This is a genomic window from Streptomyces sp. TRM68416, assembly GCF_014596915.1.
Taxonomy (GTDB): Bacteria; Actinomycetota; Actinomycetes; order Streptomycetales; family Streptomycetaceae; genus Streptomyces.
Genome location: NZ_JACVWU010000002.1, coordinates 364,554 through 380,088 on the forward strand (window position 1 = coordinate 364,554; position 15,535 = coordinate 380,088).

General features: G+C 71.5%; 15 protein-coding genes. 10 read left to right on the forward strand and 5 right to left on the reverse strand.

Going from position 1 to position 15,535, the window contains the following annotated elements:
* Positions 1-4: 4 nt before the first annotated feature.
* Together ICC28_RS04850 and ICC28_RS04855 are read left to right on the forward strand one after the other, a co-directional pair.
* On the forward strand, positions 5-397 hold the full coding sequence (locus tag ICC28_RS04850; RefSeq protein WP_188287121.1) for a YidH family protein: 393 nt from the start codon (positions 5-7) through the stop codon (positions 395-397).
* Positions 394-717 (forward strand): DUF202 domain-containing protein, encoded by a 324-nt coding sequence (locus ICC28_RS04855; RefSeq protein WP_188287122.1) that lies wholly within the window; start codon positions 394-396, stop codon positions 715-717. The genes ICC28_RS04850 and ICC28_RS04855 overlap by 4 nt, the downstream gene beginning before the upstream one ends.
* 129 nt (positions 718-846) lie before the next feature.
* Here the strand turns inward: ICC28_RS04855 and ICC28_RS04860 are convergent, their stop codons facing one another.
* Positions 847-1,794, reverse strand: a complete 948-nt coding sequence (locus ICC28_RS04860; protein WP_188287123.1) for an NADP-dependent oxidoreductase — start codon at positions 1,792-1,794, stop codon at positions 847-849.
* Positions 1,795-1,906: 112 nt separating this feature from the next.
* Between ICC28_RS04860 and ICC28_RS04865 the strand changes: the two genes are divergently transcribed.
* The 3 genes from ICC28_RS04865 to ICC28_RS04875 all read left to right on the forward strand — a co-directional run bounded on the left by ICC28_RS04865 (position 1,907) and on the right by ICC28_RS04875 (position 4,632).
* Positions 1,907-2,203, forward strand: a complete 297-nt coding sequence (locus ICC28_RS04865) for a hypothetical protein (protein ID WP_188287124.1) — start codon at positions 1,907-1,909, stop codon at positions 2,201-2,203.
* Between the two features lie 170 nt (positions 2,204-2,373).
* Positions 2,374-3,411 carry a phosphotransferase family protein gene (locus tag ICC28_RS04870; protein ID WP_188287125.1) on the forward strand — a complete coding sequence of 346 codons (1,038 nt, stop codon included), beginning with the start codon at positions 2,374-2,376 and terminating at the stop codon, positions 3,409-3,411.
* Positions 3,412-3,417: 6 nt separating this feature from the next.
* Positions 3,418-4,632: an acyl-CoA dehydrogenase family protein gene (locus ICC28_RS04875; protein WP_188287126.1), complete on the forward strand. Its 1,215-nt coding sequence runs from the start codon at positions 3,418-3,420 to the stop codon at positions 4,630-4,632.
* Positions 4,633-4,686: 54 nt separating this feature from the next.
* Here the strand turns inward: ICC28_RS04875 and ICC28_RS04880 are convergent, their stop codons facing one another.
* Together ICC28_RS04880 and ICC28_RS04885 are read right to left on the reverse strand one after the other, a co-directional pair.
* Complete coding sequence (locus tag ICC28_RS04880; RefSeq protein ID WP_188287127.1) at positions 4,687-5,280, reverse strand: TetR/AcrR family transcriptional regulator; 594 nt, start codon at positions 5,278-5,280, stop codon at positions 4,687-4,689.
* A gap of 270 nt (positions 5,281-5,550) precedes the next feature.
* Positions 5,551-6,315 carry an SDR family oxidoreductase gene (locus ICC28_RS04885; protein ID WP_188287128.1) on the reverse strand — a complete coding sequence of 255 codons (765 nt, stop codon included), beginning with the start codon at positions 6,313-6,315 and terminating at the stop codon, positions 5,551-5,553.
* 191 nt (positions 6,316-6,506) lie between these two features.
* Between ICC28_RS04885 and ICC28_RS04890 the strand changes: the two genes are divergently transcribed.
* Both ICC28_RS04890 and ICC28_RS04895 read left to right on the forward strand, forming a co-directional pair.
* Positions 6,507-7,745 (forward strand): exo-beta-N-acetylmuramidase NamZ domain-containing protein, encoded by a 1,239-nt coding sequence (locus ICC28_RS04890; RefSeq protein WP_188287129.1) that lies wholly within the window; start codon positions 6,507-6,509, stop codon positions 7,743-7,745.
* An 81-nt stretch (positions 7,746-7,826) separates the two neighbouring features.
* Positions 7,827-9,149 carry a serine-threonine protein kinase gene (locus ICC28_RS04895; RefSeq protein ID WP_188287130.1) on the forward strand — a complete coding sequence of 441 codons (1,323 nt, stop codon included), beginning with the start codon at positions 7,827-7,829 and terminating at the stop codon, positions 9,147-9,149.
* Positions 9,150-9,164: 15 nt separating this feature from the next.
* Here the strand turns inward: ICC28_RS04895 and ICC28_RS04900 are convergent, their stop codons facing one another.
* The gene (locus ICC28_RS04900; protein ID WP_188287131.1) at positions 9,165-11,981 is read right to left on the reverse strand and encodes a penicillin acylase family protein; all 2,817 of its coding nucleotides are present in this window, start codon (positions 11,979-11,981) and stop codon (positions 9,165-9,167) included.
* 243 nt (positions 11,982-12,224) lie between these two features.
* On the opposite strand from ICC28_RS04900, the gene ICC28_RS04905 reads away from it, so the two are divergent.
* From ICC28_RS04905 to ICC28_RS04915, 3 genes are all read left to right on the forward strand, one after another.
* The gene (locus tag ICC28_RS04905) at positions 12,225-12,830 is read left to right on the forward strand and encodes a hypothetical protein (RefSeq protein ID WP_188287132.1); all 606 of its coding nucleotides are present in this window, start codon (positions 12,225-12,227) and stop codon (positions 12,828-12,830) included.
* Between the two features lie 102 nt (positions 12,831-12,932).
* Entirely contained in the window at positions 12,933-13,655 is a 723-nt protein-coding gene (locus ICC28_RS04910; protein WP_188287133.1) for a 3-keto-5-aminohexanoate cleavage protein, read from the forward strand.
* 90 nt (positions 13,656-13,745) lie between these two features.
* Complete coding sequence (locus tag ICC28_RS04915) at positions 13,746-14,813, forward strand: RNA ligase (ATP) (RefSeq protein WP_188287134.1); 1,068 nt, start codon at positions 13,746-13,748, stop codon at positions 14,811-14,813.
* 169 nt (positions 14,814-14,982) lie between these two features.
* Here the strand turns inward: ICC28_RS04915 and soxR are convergent, their stop codons facing one another.
* Positions 14,983-15,441, reverse strand: coding sequence for a redox-sensitive transcriptional activator SoxR (gene soxR / locus ICC28_RS04920; RefSeq protein ID WP_188287135.1), 459 nt, complete (start codon positions 15,439-15,441; stop codon positions 14,983-14,985).
* Between the last annotated feature and the right edge of the window lie 94 nt (positions 15,442-15,535).

The following is a 15,535-nucleotide window of genomic DNA, read 5'->3' on the forward strand; positions in this document are numbered from 1 at the left end:
CCGCGTGATCGGATTCGTACGGAACGTCCGCCTGTGGTTCGCGCCCGGAGAGATCCGGGAGGAGGGCGGTACGCCCGACTACCGGTTCTCGCTGGCGAACGAGCGCACCTTCCTGGCCTGGCTGCGCACCGCGCTCGCCCTGGTCGGCGGCGGCTTCGCCGTGGACCAGTTCCTGCCGGACCTGCGCTGGGGCTGGCGGGTGGGTCTCGCGCTCGCGCTGCTGGGTGCGGGCGTGCTGTGTGCCCTGCGTGCGGTCAACCACTGGGTGCGCTGCGAGCAGGCCATGCGGCGCGGTGAGGACCTGCCGGTCTCCCGGTTCCCGGCGCTGCTGAGCGTCGTGGTCGCCGTCGTGGCGCTGGCGATGGTCGTGGTCGTGCTCGTCGGGTGGGAGGGGTGACGCCGGCGGCGCGGCCCGAGCGGGACCCCGGGCTGCAGCCGGAGCGGACCCGGCTCGCCTGGCGCCGTACGACACTGGCGGCGACCGTGGCCGCCGTACTCGCCCTGCGGAGCGCCCTGCAGTCCGGGCTCTCCGCGGCCGGTGTCGTCGTCGGCGCCCTGTGCCTCCTCCTCTGGCTGGGCTTCCTGTCCGTCGCCCAGCGCCGCGTCCTCGCCCTCTCCGCAACGGCACGCCCTCCGGCCCTCACCCCCCGGCACGCCACCGCGGCGATCCTGTGCACGGTGGCACTGGCGGCGTGCGGAGCGGCGCTGGTGCTTTAGCGCTCCGCCGGGTGCCGTGTTGTGTCGTCGTTCGGGTGCGGGCTCGTTGTGGCTGGTCGCGCCCCACGGCGGAGCCGCTTGTCGACACGGCCCCGCGCCTCTTTGGGGCGCTGCGGCCGGCGGCCGGTGCTACGACTCCGTCTCGTCCTCCCAGTCCACCGTCACCACGATCTTCCCGCGGGTGCGGCCCTCCTCGTTCAGGCGGTGGGCGTCCGCCGCGCGCTCCAGGGGGAACGTCTCGGAGACGTGGACGTCGATCACGCCCTGCTCGGCGAGTTCGGTCAGGTGGAGGAGGTCGGCGGGGTCGGGGCGGACGAAGTAGTAGCGGCCGCCGTAGTCGACGACGTCGCCGTCGGCGATGGAGGCCAGGCGGCCCTCGGGGGCCAGGAGGTTGGCCGAGGCCTTCAGTGCCTCGCCGCCGACGGTGTCGAAGACCGCGTGCACGCCCTCGGGGGCCAGCCCGCGCACCCGTTCGGAGAGGCCGTCGCCGTACTCGACCGGCTCGCCGCCGAGGCCGCGGACGTAGTCGTGGTTGCGTTCGCTCGCCGTGCCGATGACCCGGGCGCCGAGGTGGCGGGCGAGTTGGACGGCGACGGAGCCGACCCCGCCGGCCGCGGCGTGCACGAGGACGGTCTCGCCGCGTTTCACCCGGAGCACGCCGACCAGCACCTGGTAGGCGGTCAGCCCCACCAGGGGCAGTCCGGCGGCCTGCTCGAAGGTCAGGTTGCGCGGCTTGCGGGCGAGGGTGCGCACGGGGGCGGCGACGTACTCGGCGAAGGTGCCGCGGGAGAGGAAGTCCTCGCGCACGTATCCGATGACCTCGTCGCCGACGGCGAACTCCGAGACGGAGGCCCCCGGCTGGACCACCACACCGGAGACGTCCCACCCCGGTACCACCGGGAAGACGGTGTCGAGGATGCCGTCGAGGTAGCCCTCGCGGCACTTCCAGTCGACCGGGTTGACGGCCGCCGCCCGTACCTTGACCAGCACGGAGTCGGGTCCGACCTTGGGGTCGCGCACGTCCCCGTAGGCGAGGACGTCGGCGCCGCCGTAGCGTGAGTAACTGATGGCCTTCATGGCTTCGACCCTCCGGGGTACCCGAACGCCACGCAAGCCGAATGACCGGATATGGGCCGTTCGCGTGGCAGCCTGTCCGTCGTCATCATTCGCACCCTCGAAGGTGAGCACCATGACCACCCTCCACCAGGAACACCCTTCCCACACCCACGTCCACGGACCCGGCTGCGGGCACACGGAGGTGCCGCACGGAGACCACGTCGACTACGCGCACAACGGGCATCTGCACCGTGAGCACAGCGGCCACTGGGACGAGTGCGAGCCGGGTGGGCACACCGCCCACGAGGACCATGGACACCAGCACGGGGAGGCCTGTGGGCACGAGAGCGTCCTGCACGGAGACCACGTCGACTACCTGCACGACGGCCACCGGCACGCCGCCCACGACGGCCACTGGGACGACCACTAGAGCCCGCCCCGAGAGGGCCGGAAAGCGCCGCCCGACAGCTCCCCGACGTTCTCCCGCGGGGAGCTGTCGGCCTATCGTGGCTCCGATCACGTTGGGCTCACCCACTGGACGACATACCGACCGGTCGGCATCATTGGTCGGGTCCCGTTCACCTGCCCGTAGGAGCACCGATGAGCCCCGACCACCCGCCCGGACTCGATCTCGACCGGCTGCGCACGCTGCTCGACCGCGAGCGGCCCGGCCTGGTGCAAGGACCGCTGACCGGCCGGCTGATCGAGGGTGGACGGTCGAACCTCACCTACGCGCTCTCCGACGGCACCTCGCGCTGGGTGGTACGGCGGCCTCCGCTCGGCCACGTCCTGGCCACCGCGCACGACATGAAGCGCGAGCACCGGGTGATCAGCGCGCTGCACCCGACGGACGTACCCGTGCCGCGCCCGGTCCTGCTGTGCGAGGACGACGACGTGCTCGGGGCGCCGTTCTACGTCATGGAGTTCGTCGAGGGCACCCCGTACCGCACCGCCGACCAGCTCGCCGCGCTGGGCCCGGAGCGCACCCGTCAGGCGGTGCTCTCGCTGGTGGACACGCTCGTGGACCTGCACGCGGTGGACCCCGCCGAGGTGGGCCTCGCCGACTTCGGCCGCCCCGAGGGCTTCCTCGACCGGCAGCTGCGGCGCTGGGGGAAGCAGCTGGACGCCTCCCGCAACCGTGAGCTGGCCGGCATCGACGAGCTGCACGCCACCCTCGGGCGACGGCTGCCCACCTCGCCCGCCCCGGCGGTCGTGCACGGCGACTACCGGCTGGACAACGTCCTCATCGGTAGCGAGCCACCAAAGGGTGCCGACCGGATCAAGGCCGTACTCGACTGGGAGATGTCGACGCTCGGCGATCCGCTGACCGACCTGGGGCTGCTGGTGATGTACAGCCTGCCGCTGGGCATGGCCGACTCCCCCGTCTCCACCACCGCCGAGGCGCCGGGCCACCCGGACCCGGCCGAGCTGATCGAGCGGTACGCCGTGCGCTCGGGGCGCGACGTCTCCGCGGTCTCCTGGTACACGGCGTTCGCCTGGTTCAAGCTCGCCGTGATCCTGGAGGGCATCCACTACCGCTACACCCTGGGCCAGACGGTCGGGCGCGGCTTCGACCGCATCGGCGATCTGGTCCCGGTCTTCATCGACCACGGTCTGACCACTCTTCAGGAAGGCTGACGGGACATGGACTTCGCGTTCGACGCACGCACCGAGGAGCTGCGCGCCAAGCTGCTCGCCTTCATGGACGAGTACGTCTACCCGGCCGAGGCGGTGGCGGAGGAGCAGCGGGCCGCCCTGGCGTCGCCGTGGGACACGCCGGCCGTGGTGGAGGAGCTCAAGGACCAGGCGCGCAGGCAGGGCCTGTGGAACCTCTTTCTGCCGGACTCCGCGTACGGCGCCGGCCTGACGAACCTCCAGTACGCCCCGCTCGCCGAGATCACCGGCCGTTCCCCGCAGTTGGCGCCGACCGCGCTGAACTGCGCGGCGCCCGACACCGGCAACATGGAGGTGCTGTACCAGTTCGGCGACGAGCGGCAGAAGAAGCAGTGGCTGGAGCCGCTGCTGGCGGGCGAGATCCGCTCGGCGTTCGCGATGACCGAGCCGGACGTGGCCTCGTCCGACGCCACGAACATCACCACGCACATCGAGCGGGACGGCGACGAGTACGTCATCACCGGCCGCAAGTGGTACATCTCCGGGGCGATGAACCCGGACTGCGCGATCTTCATCGTGATGGGCAAGACGGACCCGGACGGTGCGGACATCCGCCGTCAGCAGTCCATGGTGCTGGTGCCCCGGGACACGCCCGGGGTGACGGTGCGGCGCGCCATGCAGGTGTTCGGGTACGAGGACCACTACCACGGCGGCCACGCCGAGGTGATCTTCGACCACGCGCGCGTGCCGGTGTCGAACCTGATCGGCGAGGAGGGCGGCGGTTTCGCCATCGCCCAGGCGCGGCTGGGTCCCGGCCGGATCCACCACTGCATGCGGCTGATCGGCATGGCCGAGCGGGCGATCGAGCTGATGTGCCGGCGGGCCGTCTCGCGTACCGCGTTCGGGAAGGCGCTGGCCCAGCAGGGTGTCGTGCACAACTGGATCGCGGATGCGCGCGTGACGGTGGAGCAGTTGCGGCTGCTGGTGCTGAAGACGGCGTGGCTGATGGACACCGTCGGCAACCGGGGGGCGCACACCGAGATCCAGGCCATCAAGATCGCCACGCCGCGTGCGGTCGTCGACATCATCGACCGGGCGATCCAGTTGCACGGCGCGGGTGGCGTCAGCCAGGACCTCCCGCTGGCCGAGCTGTACGCGGCTGCCCGGACGCTGATGATCGCCGACGGGCCGGACGAGGTGCATCAGCGGTCGCTGGCGCGGCGGGAGCTGAAGAAGTATCTGTGAGGTGATGGGCAAAGGGGCGACCACCCGGGGTGGTCGCCCCTTTGCACGTCGGTCTCAGGGCCGCAGCGCCCGCAGCAGCAGGTCCGCCAGGTGGTCGGCGACCTGCTGGGGGGTGAGGGGGCCGTCGGGGCGGTACCAGGTCGACAGGTGGTGGATCGAGCCGAAGTGGTAGTCGACCACGAGGTCGGCCGGGGTCGCCCGGGAGAAGACGCCCGCCTCCTGGCCCTCCTCGATGAGCGCGCGGAAGCGTTCGTGGTAGCGGCGGCGTTCGGCGCGCACCTGCTTGTTCTTCTCCGGGCTCAGGTGGTGCATGGAGCGGAAGAAGATGGACGCGTCGTCGAGGTTCTCGATCGTGGTGACGACGACGTCGGCCGCCGCGGCCCGCAGCCGCTTCTCGATCGGCTCGTCGGCGCCCGCGAAGGCGTCCAGGCGCTCCTGCTGGACGCGCAGCACGCGCGCGTACACCTCGTGCAGGAGGTCGTCCTTGGAGCCGAAGTAGTGGTAGAGCGCCCCCTTGGTGACGCCGGCCGCCTCGACGATCTCCTGTACCGAGGTGCGGTCGTAGCCCTGCTCGGCGAAGAGCCGGGTGGCGGCGGCCAGCAGCCGCTGTGGGACGGGGGTGCCGTCTCCGTCCGTCGTCCTGGGCACTGTGCCGCCACCTGCCTTCCGAAAGATGTCCACTAACAGTCTTGCGCTCGGGAACAGTGTCCCGCCGGAGGATCTTCCCACTTGCCGTCCCCGGCAGGTCGGGCAGTGTCTCCACCCGACGCGGTTTTTGCCGGCGGTCGGTCTCTCCTCGCCGTGCACGGCGAGCGCGTCGGGGTCAGTGTCGGCCTCGGGACGCAGGCCGACGTACGTCTTCACCGTCTCTGCGCGGTACCCGTCGGGCACCCGGACGACGGCCGCCTCGCGCGTCCCTCACCGCGCCGCCTCCCACTTCTGCTGGATGTGGTTCATGGTGGACAGCCAGCGGTCGGGGTCACCCGCCCTGGCCCGGTAGTACTCGGCGACCTCGGGGTGCGGCAGGATCAGGAAGCGGTCGTCCTCGATGCCCTTGAACAGGGCGTCGGCCACGTCGTCCGGCTCGATCGCGGTCGGCTGGAGCACCAGCTCGCCGGCGCTGCCGCTGGCGGTGAGCATGTCGGTGCGCACGCCCTGCGGGCAGATCGCGTGGACCTTGATGCCGCGGTGCCGGTACGTCAGCGACAGCCACTCGGCGAAGGCGTACGCGCCGTGCTTGGTGACGCTGTAGGGTGCGGCGCCGATCATGGTGAGCAGCCCGGCGGCGGAGACGGTGGAGACGAACCGCCCCTGCCCGCGCTCCACCCACCCCGGGATCAGCTCCTGCGCGGCCCGGACATGGGCCATGACATTGACGTCCCAGGCGAGCGCCCAGACGTCCGCGTCGGCGGCCTCGGTGCCACCGGAGGCGACACCGGCGTTGGCGCAGTACACGTCCACGCTCCCGCCGAGCGCCTCCCGCGCGGCCCCGACGACGGCGGAGGCGTCCCCCGGCACCGCGATCCCGCCGACCTCGGCGGCAACGGCCTCGGCCTTGGCCGCGTCCAGATCGTTGACGACGACCCGGGCCCCGGCGGCGGCGAACTTCCGCGCCAGCGCCGCCCCGATCCCACCGCCGGCCCCGGTGACGACCACTCCGGCATCCTGCAGCGCTTCCACCATCGGGGCTCCTTCGACGTACGGCACACGATTCGACGTCAGACTAACCGGTCGGTATGTTGATGAGAAGGGCAGGGAAGACGTGCTTTGGGGGCGCGAGGCCGCATCGATGTGCGGCTCCGCCGCGTGGGCGCGACAAGCCACAACGCGCCAGCAGCTTACGATCCACACCAACCACCCCCTACCGTTCCGTCATGCGCCTATCCAGACGAACTCTCCTGGCGGCAACCCCGGCCCTGACAGCGGCCACCACCACCTCCGCGGCGGCAGCCGAACAACAAGGCCGCCGCCTGCAAACGGGTTTCGAGCGCCTCCAGGCAACCGGCTACGCCCCGCTCAAGAACCAGCGCATCGGCATCGTCACCAACCCCACCGGCATCACCCGCACCGCCCGCCACATCGTCGACGTCATGCACGAGGACAGCAGGGTGGACCTACGGGCCGTCTTCGGCCCGGAGCACGGCTTCCGCGGCACCGCCCAGGCCGGCGGCTCCGAAGGCCGCTACGACGACCCGGCGACCGGACTCCCGGTCTACGACACGTACCTCAAGAGCGGCCGGCCCCTCGCCGACATCTTCACCGCGTCCGGCGTCGACACGGTCGTCTTCGACATCCAGGACGTGGGCGCCCGCTTCTACACGTACATCTGGACGCTGTACGACTGCATGGAGGCGGCCCGGCTCGCGGGGAAACAGTTCGTCGTGCTCGACCGCCCGAACCCCATGACCGGCCGCTCCGCCGAAGGCCCGGTGCTGCACAAGGAGTTCGCCACGTTCGTCGGCCGGGAGCCGATCGCGCAGGCGCACGGGATGACGGTCGCGGAGCTGGCCCTGCTGTTCAACGGGGAGTTCCTCACCACGCCCGTCCCGCTGGACACCGTGACGATGACGGGCTGGCGGCGCACGCAGTTCTACGACGCCTCGGGGCTGCCGTGGGTGCCGCCGAGCCCGAACATGCCGACCCCCGACACCGCCCTCGTGTACGCGGGGACGTGTCTGTTCGAGGGGACGAACCTCTCGGAGGGCCGGGGCACCACCCGCCCCTTCGAACTCCTCGGCGCGGAGGGCATCGACCGGCGCTGGGCCGCGGCCGCGAACGAACTGGGCCTGCCCGGCGTGCACTTCAGGGAGGCGTACTTCACGCCCACCTTCTCCAAGTTCCAGGGCAGGACCATCGGCGGCGTCCAGCTCCACGTCCACGACCGAGCGGCCTACGACCCCGTACGCACCGGGATCGGCCTCCTGGTGACCGCCAGGGCGACCTTCCCCGGCTTCGCCTGGCGCTCGGACAACTGGATCGACAAGCTCACCGGTTCCACACAGGTCCGCACCGCGATCGACGCGGGCGCGGACACCGACGAGGTGGTGGCCGGCTGGCGGGCCGAACTCGCGGCCTTCCGGCGCATTCGAAAGGAATACCTCCTCTACAGATGACTCGTGCCGTATGGCCAACTCTGCCCCGTGGCGGGACGATGCGACCCCATCGCACCGTCACGGGGGACGAGGAGAGCGGTCATGACACGACCGGCAGTGAGCGTGAGTCCCTACTGGGAGCTGACCTTCGACGCGGACGGCGACCCCGAGGCGCGCGGGCGGGACCGGCTGCTCACCGGAGTCGGCCGGCGGGACGTGCGCGAGCTGCTGGTCTTCGCGCACGGCTGGAACAACGACCGCTCCGGGGCGACGAAGCTCTACGACGGCTTCTTCGCGCCGGTCCGTGAGCTCGCCCCGCGGGCCCGGGTCGGGTACGTGGGCGTGGTGTGGCCGTCGATGCGTTTCTCGGACGAGCCGATCCCCGACTTTCCGCGGGCCGCCGTGGCCCCGCTGCCGGCGCGCCCGGTGCTCGACAAGGACACCCGGCACGCGCTGCTGGAGACGTTCCCCGGGCGGGCCACCGTCGTCGAGCGGATCGCGCGGCTGCTGGAGCAGCAGCCGCGCGAGGAGGCGGAGTTGGAGGAGTTCGGGCGGCTGGTGCGGACCCTGGTGGAACTGGTACCGCCGGGCCCGCAGGCGCTGTTCGCGGCGGACACGCTGTCGGAGGGCGTGCCGCAGGACGGTCCTGCCATGCTCCACGGGCCGACCGCCGAGGCGTGCGAGGAGTTCGCGCGGGCCCTGGCGCGCCTCGAAGCGCCGGACGGGGCCACGGGTCCTTCCTTCGCGCTGCCCAATCCCTGGCACGGGGCGCACGAACTGCTGCGGCAGGCCACGTACTTCGCGATGAAGCGGCGGGCCGGGACGGTGGGCGAGCGCGGGCTCGGGCGGGTGATCGGACAGCTCGCGGCGGGGGCGCCGGGGGTGCGGGTGCATCTGGTCGGGCACAGTTTCGGCGGGCGGCTGGTGTCGTTCGCGCTGCGCGGGCTGCCCCGGGGGGTGCGTACGGTGAAGTCCCTGACGCTGCTCCAAGGGGCCTTCTCGCACTACGCGTTCGCGGCCCGGCTGCCGCACGACACGCGCGCGGGAGGGGTGCTCCAGGGGCAGCACAACCGGGTCGACGGTCCTGTGGTGTGCTGTTACTCCCGCCATGACCAGGCGCTGAGCACCATGTATCCGCTGGCCTCCCGGATGGCGGGCCACGACCGTGAGCTCGCCGGGCTGGATGTCGGCCGGGCGCTGAGCGCCAAGTGGGGGGCGATGGGCCACGACGGGGTGCAGGCGGTGCCCGGCACCCGGTCGCTGACGCTCGCGGAGGCGCTGCGCGGCCCGCTGCCCGCGTCGGGGTGCGTGAACGTGGACGCCGCGGCGGTGGTCCGGCGCGGCGGGCCGCCCGCCGGGGCGCACAGCGACATCGTGCACCGGGAGCTGGCGCAGTTGGTGCTGGCGGCGGGCCGCGTGGGCTGACCCGCCGCCGTTGTGTCACCTGTGTGAGGTGAACTCCACGACCTGCTGGTAGGTCGGCCGGTTCTGCCAGCTGATCGTGGGGTGGGTGATGCCGCCGAGCGCACGCTGGACGATCGCGTCGGCACACCACTGGTTGCCCGCCGCGCACACGTCGTCGCCGGGGTAGACCTGGGCGGCGGTGCGGCCGGCCGCCTCCTTGAGGGTGCTGATCAGGGTGTCGCGGCAGGCGCTCAGGCTGCCGCCGCCGCAGTACGTGCGGGCGAGCGGTCCCTGCACCGACTCACCGAGCACGGCCCGCAGATCCTTGTCGACATAGCTCCACCAGCCGTACTGGAACGCGCTGCCGGCATGGGAGCCGGTGGGGCCGTGGGAGGCCGACGGGGACTCGTCGACCGGCAGGTTGCCCGTGAAGGCGGTGAACAGCTCGCTGCCGAGGCCCGGTTCGAACTCGGCCTTCACCAGCAGCGGCCACCACGCGTCCAGGATGCGGATCGCGTCGGCGTGCGCGTACGTCTTCGAGCCCGCCGACGTCTCGGTGCGCAGGGAGCCCGCCGAGACCCAGGCGGACAGCTTGTCGGCCGCGGCCTTGGCGGCGGAGTCGGTCACCGGTGAGCTGTTGACCACCTTCAGCAGGTCCGGCAGGACGTCCTCGGCGCGCAGGTCGGCCAGGCCCGCCTCGGCCATCGCCTTCACCAGGGAGGCCCGGGTCACCCCGCCCGCCGCGATCAGCTTCTTCACCCGGTCGTCGAGGAGGTTGCCGCGGTGCACCGAGCCGTTGCCCCAGGGTGCGGTGGTGTAGTCGACGGCCTGCTTGTTGTTCCAGGAGATGTAGTAGTCCTGGTCGACGGACTGGGGGTGCTCGGAGGGGGGTGTGTAGTCGGCGGTGTGGGTCGCGGGGTCCCAGTTGCGCCATTCGTGGGCCGGCCGCGCCCAGACCGGGAACTCGGCGTCGACGCCGTTCGCCCGCACCGGGTTGTCGCCGCTGTTGTAGTACGCGGTGTGTTCGGAGTCCACGTAGAACCAGTTGAAGGTGTAGTTGATGTGCTGCACCGCCTCCTGGAACGCGGCGGGGCCCTTGAGGTGGTCGGGGTCGTTCAGCATCTGGAAGCCGATGATCGAGTCGGCCTCGTGCATGAAGGACGAGCGCAGGGTGGTGTAGGCGACCCGCTTGCCGTCGACGGTCGCGCGGTGCGAGACGGGGCCGTACTTGGTGCGCCAGACCCGCATCGTGTACGAGCCGGCCGGCGTGCCGTCGGCGACCGTCGGCTTCCAGGCGTTCTTCTGCTCGACCTTCTCCATGGCCGTGCAGGTACCGCGGTACAGGTAGTGGTAGTCGTCCCGGCAGAGCTCGACGGCGTAGGTGTCGATGATGTCCTGGCCGGATGTCGTGGCGCTCCACGAGTAGTCCTGGCCGCGGCCGAGTTCGACGTACATGCTCAGGCCCGCGAAGGAGGCGCCGCGGGCGCTGATGCCCGGGCCCTGGAGCTCCTGCAGCATCAGGAGCTGCGGGGCGAAGTAGCCGGTCTGCGGGCCGAAGACGGCGACGGGGTGGCCGCTCGCGGTGTGCTCGCCGCTGACCACGAGAGCGTTGGACATGCCGCGCCGGGCCGAGCTCATGGCCGACTTGGCGGCCACGGTCGAGGTGGCGCCGGCGGCTGAGGTCGCCGCGCTGCCGGTGCGGTCGTACACCAGTGGCTCGGTGGTCACCGAGCCGGCGTCGGGCAGGGCCGCGCCCTGCGGGTCGGCGGGCCGGCCGCCGTACGGGAAGCTCTTGTCGTGGAGGGTGACGACGGCCTCGGGGTCGTTGCGCATCCGGAAGGACTCCCAGACCTCGGTGCCCTCGGCGACGCCGTACTTCTCCTGGGCGGCCAGCAGGGAGATCGCGTTGTTCACCTCGCCGCCGCCCCCGGAGCCGAACAGCGCGCCGATGACGGAGGCGAGCGCGACCAGGTCGGTGGGCTTGAAGTGCTCGATGGTGCCGGCGTTGGTGATGGAGTCCTTGTGGCCGGTCAGGACGTACTCGCCGGGGAAGTAGCGGCCGCTGTCGGAGGCGTCGATGTAGGCGTTGATGCCGGCGACGTAGGCGTCGACGTCGGCGAGGGCCTGTCGGCCGCGGGCGCCGGACTTGGCGGCGGCGCTGTCGATCTGGGCCTGGAGGTCGGCCTCGGTGTAGGGGGCGTGGCGCCAGAACTCCTGCTCCAGGCCCTGGTTGGAGGCGGCGCCGCCGGCGAAGGAGGTCAACTGACCGCGGCCGACGTGCCGGAAGACGTCCATCAGCCACAGCCGGTCCTCGGCCGCCGCCCAGCCGGCACCGAACTCCGTGCCGTACCGGGTCGTGCCTGTGATGTGCGGCACACCTGTCTTCTTGTCGCGGACGATCGTCACGTCGCTGCGTCCGGCCGGGCGGACGGTGGAGGCGACCTGGTCGGCGGGGACTCCGAAGGAGGCGTCGTTGAAGAAGTCGGTGAGGGTGGCGTTGGTGAGCGTCTGGTAGCCGGTGGCGAGCTTGGCGTAGGGGCCGAGCTGGTCGGAGGCGTGCGCGGGACGGGAGCCGAAGGCCTGGTGGAGCAGGATCTGGGCCAGGGTGGCGTTGCCGTTCTGGCCGGGCGGGAGGATGTCGGAGCACTGGCTCCCGCAGTGGTCCGTGACGGCCGTCGCCTGCGGGGCCGCGGCCTCCGTGGTCTCCGCGGTCTCCGCGGCGGAGGCCGTCTGGGCAAGCGGGGACAAAAGGCCGGCAATGAGGACGCATACGGATGCGGTCTTCAGGAACCCGGGGATCCTGCCGGGAGTTCTCAGTCTGACGAGTGCGGTGCGTGGGATACGCCGTGGCATGGCAGCTCCTACCGACGTGGGGTGAGCCGGACGTTACCGGCGGTATCCCCGGGATTGAAGATGAACATGCGTCAGGTTTTGTGATCGTGAGGAGGCGCGGACGGACGGCTTATGGGGGTCATCGGAAAACGGATGGAGCCGAATCGCTTGTCGATACGTCTATTCGTCAACGTCGTGCGAAGTCCCGACGACGACGCCGAAGTGACCGAAGTACAGGTGCAGGTGTGACGGAGGTGCAGGGCGATGGCCGGTTTCCGGAGTCTGGCGAGACAGGTGCGGGATCCGCGGTGCGATCTGGCGCTGCGGCGCTACTCACTGCGCAAGTGCCTTGAGCGTTTCGCTCCGTACGGGCACAGGGCGACCTGGGACCACTTGTGCTCCCGGGCGGGGTTCGGTCCGGAGGACCGCTCCCCCGATCCGGCGCGGCTCGTGGCCGCGTTGGACGAGTTGGAAGAGGCGCGTTCGGTGTGGCTGGCCTACGAGGTCGAGTTCGCGCTGCGCCGCAAGAAGGAGAAGCACGACGGACTGCGCAGGCCGGGGAGTGTCGACGACTGGCACCGGCTGACCTGGGGCGGGTTCGGCGTGGCGTGGTGCGACGACCCGCGGGTACACCCCCGTGAGCCGCTGGCCGAGGTACTGCGCCGGCTGATCTCCGCGCTGGAGCGCGATCCGGGTGCCGAATGCCCCGTGTGCGGCGGGGAGCGGCTGGTCTGGAAGTACGACCTGGCGCATGAACCGTCGTCGGGCCCGGTCTGCACGGACTGCGGAATCGTGGTGCCGCGCCCCGTGCTGACGCCGGAGGCCCTGGCGAACGCCAGGAGGGAACGACGGCTGCTCGTCTCGGCCTAGTACGACGGGGGTGCGCCGGGGATGCCGCACCCCCCATGACGGTGAGCCGGTGCTCTGTGAGGGCTCGGGGCCGTTGTCAGTGGCGGCTGTCACCATCGGGGCATGGTGCAGGTCTGTCTCAACGGGGCCCGAGGGGCCGGCGACGGCGTGACGGTGCCGCTCTCGCCGGAGGCGCTGGCCGAGTCAGCGGCCGAGGCCGTCGCGGCCGGGGCCACCGAGGTGCATGTTCATCCCAAGACCCCCTGCGGGCAGGACAGTCTGTCGCCGCGCGCCGTCGCGCCGACGCTGGAGGCGATACGGGCGCGGGTGCCCGTGCCGGTCGGGGTGACCACCGGCGCCTGGGCGGAGCCGGATCCCGCGGCACGGCTGCGCCGGATACGGTCCTGGACGGTGCTGCCGGACCACGCCTCGGTCAACTGGCACGAGCCGGGCGCGGAGGAGGTGGCCGCCGCCCTGATCGACCTGGGCGTCGGGGTGGAGGCGGGGATCTGGTCCGGGACGGACGGGGTTGCCCGGTTCGCCCGCTCGCCGCTCGGGCCGAAGGTGCTGCGGGTGCTGGCGGAGGTGACGGACACCGCCCCGGACACCGCCGAGGACAGTGCGCGGGCACTGCTGTCCGACCTGGGCTCCGCCTTCGGCCGTCCCGTCCTGCTGCACGGCGAGGACGGCGGGACGTGGCCGGTGCTGCGGCTGGCGGGGCGGCTGGGGCTGGCGACGCGGGTGGGCCTGGAGGACACGCTGCTCCTGCCGGACGGGCAACGGGCCCGGTCGAACGCGCAGTTGGTGACGGCGGGGCTGGCCCAGTACGACCGGGCGGGACCGTAGCAGACGGTAAACCGGTCGCTCCACCCCTTTCGTATACGGACAGTTGGAGGCGATGAGACCGAACTGATCAGTCTTGGAACGAGGATTCCCATGTCGACGCTGCGCGTCACCGCCGAAGTGCTGACCGTCCACGAGCATCCCGACGCCGATGCGCTGGAGCTGGCCCAGGTGGGCCTGTACCGGGCCGTTGTGGCCAAGGGTGCGTATCGCACCGGCGAGGTGGCCGTGTACATCCCCGAGCAGTCCGTGCTGCCGTCCGGGCTGATCGAGGAGCTGGGGCTGACCGGGCGACTGGCGGGGAGCAACTCCGACCGGGTCAAGGCGGTACGGCTGCGCGGTGAGCTGTCGCAGGGGATCGTGTGCCGGCCGAAGGCGCTGGCGGACGTGGATCTGGTGCGGGCGGCCGCGGAGGGGACCGACTTCGCGGAGCGGCTGGGTATCACCAAGTGGGTGCCACCGATCCCGCCGACGATGTCGGGCGAGGTGGAGTCCGCGCCGGAGCTGCTGCCGTGGGTCGACATCGAGAACATCCAGCGGTACCCGGGCATCTTCGCCGCGGGCGAGCCGGTGGTACTGACCGAGAAGCTGCACGGGTCGGCGTGCCTGGTGACGTATGTCGCCGGGGAGGAGCGGGTGTACGTGTCCTCCAAGGGGTTCGGCTCGAAGTCGCTGGCCCTGAAGGAGGACCCGCGGAACCTGTACTGGCGGGCGGTGCGGGGGCACGGCGTCGCCGAGGTCGCGGCCCGGCTGGCCGAGCGGCTGGGGGCGCGGCGGGTCGGGATCTTCGGTGAGGTGTACGGGGCCGGGGTGCAGGACCTGACGTACGGGGCCGACGGGCGGCGCGATTCGCTGGGGTACGCCGTGTTCGACGTGTCGGCCGAGATCGACGGTGCGGTGCGGTGGCTGGACGCGGGTGAACTGATCGGCGGGGAGCTGCCGTTGGTGCCTCGACTGTATGCGGGGCCCTACGACAGCGAGCGGGTGCTGTCCGTCGCCACCGGGCGCGAGACCGTCTCCGGGCGGGAGTTGCATCTGCGGGAGGGCGTGGTGATTCGGCCTGCCGTGGAGCGGTACAGCCCGGTGACGGGGGGTCGGGCCATCGCGAAGGCCGTGAGCCCGGCGTACCTGACCCGCAAGGGCGGGACGGAGTTCGAGTAAGGGCGTGCCGCCTCTCTTTGGCAGCGGGTGCCGCTCCAGGCGGCACGCATGCCCGCAGGGTGACGCTACTCAGCCCGTCCGGCGTTTGAGGACGAGGCCGTTCAGGCCGAACGGGGGTCCAGGGGGCGGAGCCCCTGGGGAGGGGACGGGTAGGGGCGGCGGGGGCGAGTCACTTGCGTTCCACCAGGAGGCGGGAGCCGGTGAGGCGGTCGCCGAAGACGTCGTCCGGGTTGGAGAGGACGCAGGTGTCGAGGGAGAGACAGCCGCAGCCGATGCAGTCGGTGAGGTGGTCACGGAGACGGTTCAGCTGCGTGATGCGCTCGTCCAGCTCGGCCCGCCACGCCTGCGACAGCCGCGCCCAGTCCTCATGCGTAGGCGTCCGTTCCTCGGGCAACTCCGCCAGCGCCGAACGAATCGTCGCCAGCGGAATCCCCACCCGCTGCGCGGCCCGGATGAAGGCCACCCTCCGCAGCGTGTCCCTGCTGTAGCGCCGTTGGTTGCCCGCGGTGCGCCGACTGGTGATGAGCCCCTTGGACTCGTAGAAGTGCAGGGCGGACACGGCGGCCCCGCTGCGCGCGGCGACCTGCCCGACCGTGAGTTCGTGGATCTTCTCGGGAATCTGAGGCACCCCTCGGAGCCTACCGACCCCGACCGGCGCCCGTTCCGTTGACAGGAAGCTTCCACCCGAGCATGCTAAGCAGTCGCTTAGACTATGGGAGGCC

Excerpts from the sequence above, each read along its gene's own strand:
- ICC28_RS04895 (WP_188287130.1), top strand. The coding sequence starts at position 7,827 with ATGACACGACCGGCAGTGAGCGTGAGTCCCTACTGGGAGCTGACCTTC.
- ICC28_RS04870 (WP_188287125.1), top strand. The coding sequence starts at position 2,374 with ATGAGCCCCGACCACCCGCCCGGACTCGATCTCGACCGGCTGCGCACG.
- ICC28_RS04915 (WP_188287134.1), top strand. The coding sequence starts at position 13,746 with ATGTCGACGCTGCGCGTCACCGCCGAAGTGCTGACCGTCCACGAGCAT.
- ICC28_RS04890 (WP_188287129.1), top strand. The coding sequence starts at position 6,507 with ATGCGCCTATCCAGACGAACTCTCCTGGCGGCAACCCCGGCCCTGACA.
- ICC28_RS04885 (WP_188287128.1), bottom strand. The coding sequence starts at position 6,315 with ATGGTGGAAGCGCTGCAGGATGCCGGAGTGGTCGTCACCGGGGCCGGC.
- ICC28_RS04905 (WP_188287132.1), top strand. The coding sequence starts at position 12,225 with ATGGCCGGTTTCCGGAGTCTGGCGAGACAGGTGCGGGATCCGCGGTGC.
- ICC28_RS04860 (WP_188287123.1), bottom strand. The coding sequence starts at position 1,794 with ATGAAGGCCATCAGTTACTCACGCTACGGCGGCGCCGACGTCCTCGCC.
- ICC28_RS04865 (WP_188287124.1), top strand. The coding sequence starts at position 1,907 with ATGACCACCCTCCACCAGGAACACCCTTCCCACACCCACGTCCACGGA.
- ICC28_RS04875 (WP_188287126.1), top strand. The coding sequence starts at position 3,418 with ATGGACTTCGCGTTCGACGCACGCACCGAGGAGCTGCGCGCCAAGCTG.
- ICC28_RS04900 (WP_188287131.1), bottom strand. The coding sequence starts at position 11,981 with ATGCCACGGCGTATCCCACGCACCGCACTCGTCAGACTGAGAACTCCC.
- ICC28_RS04910 (WP_188287133.1), top strand. The coding sequence starts at position 12,933 with ATGGTGCAGGTCTGTCTCAACGGGGCCCGAGGGGCCGGCGACGGCGTG.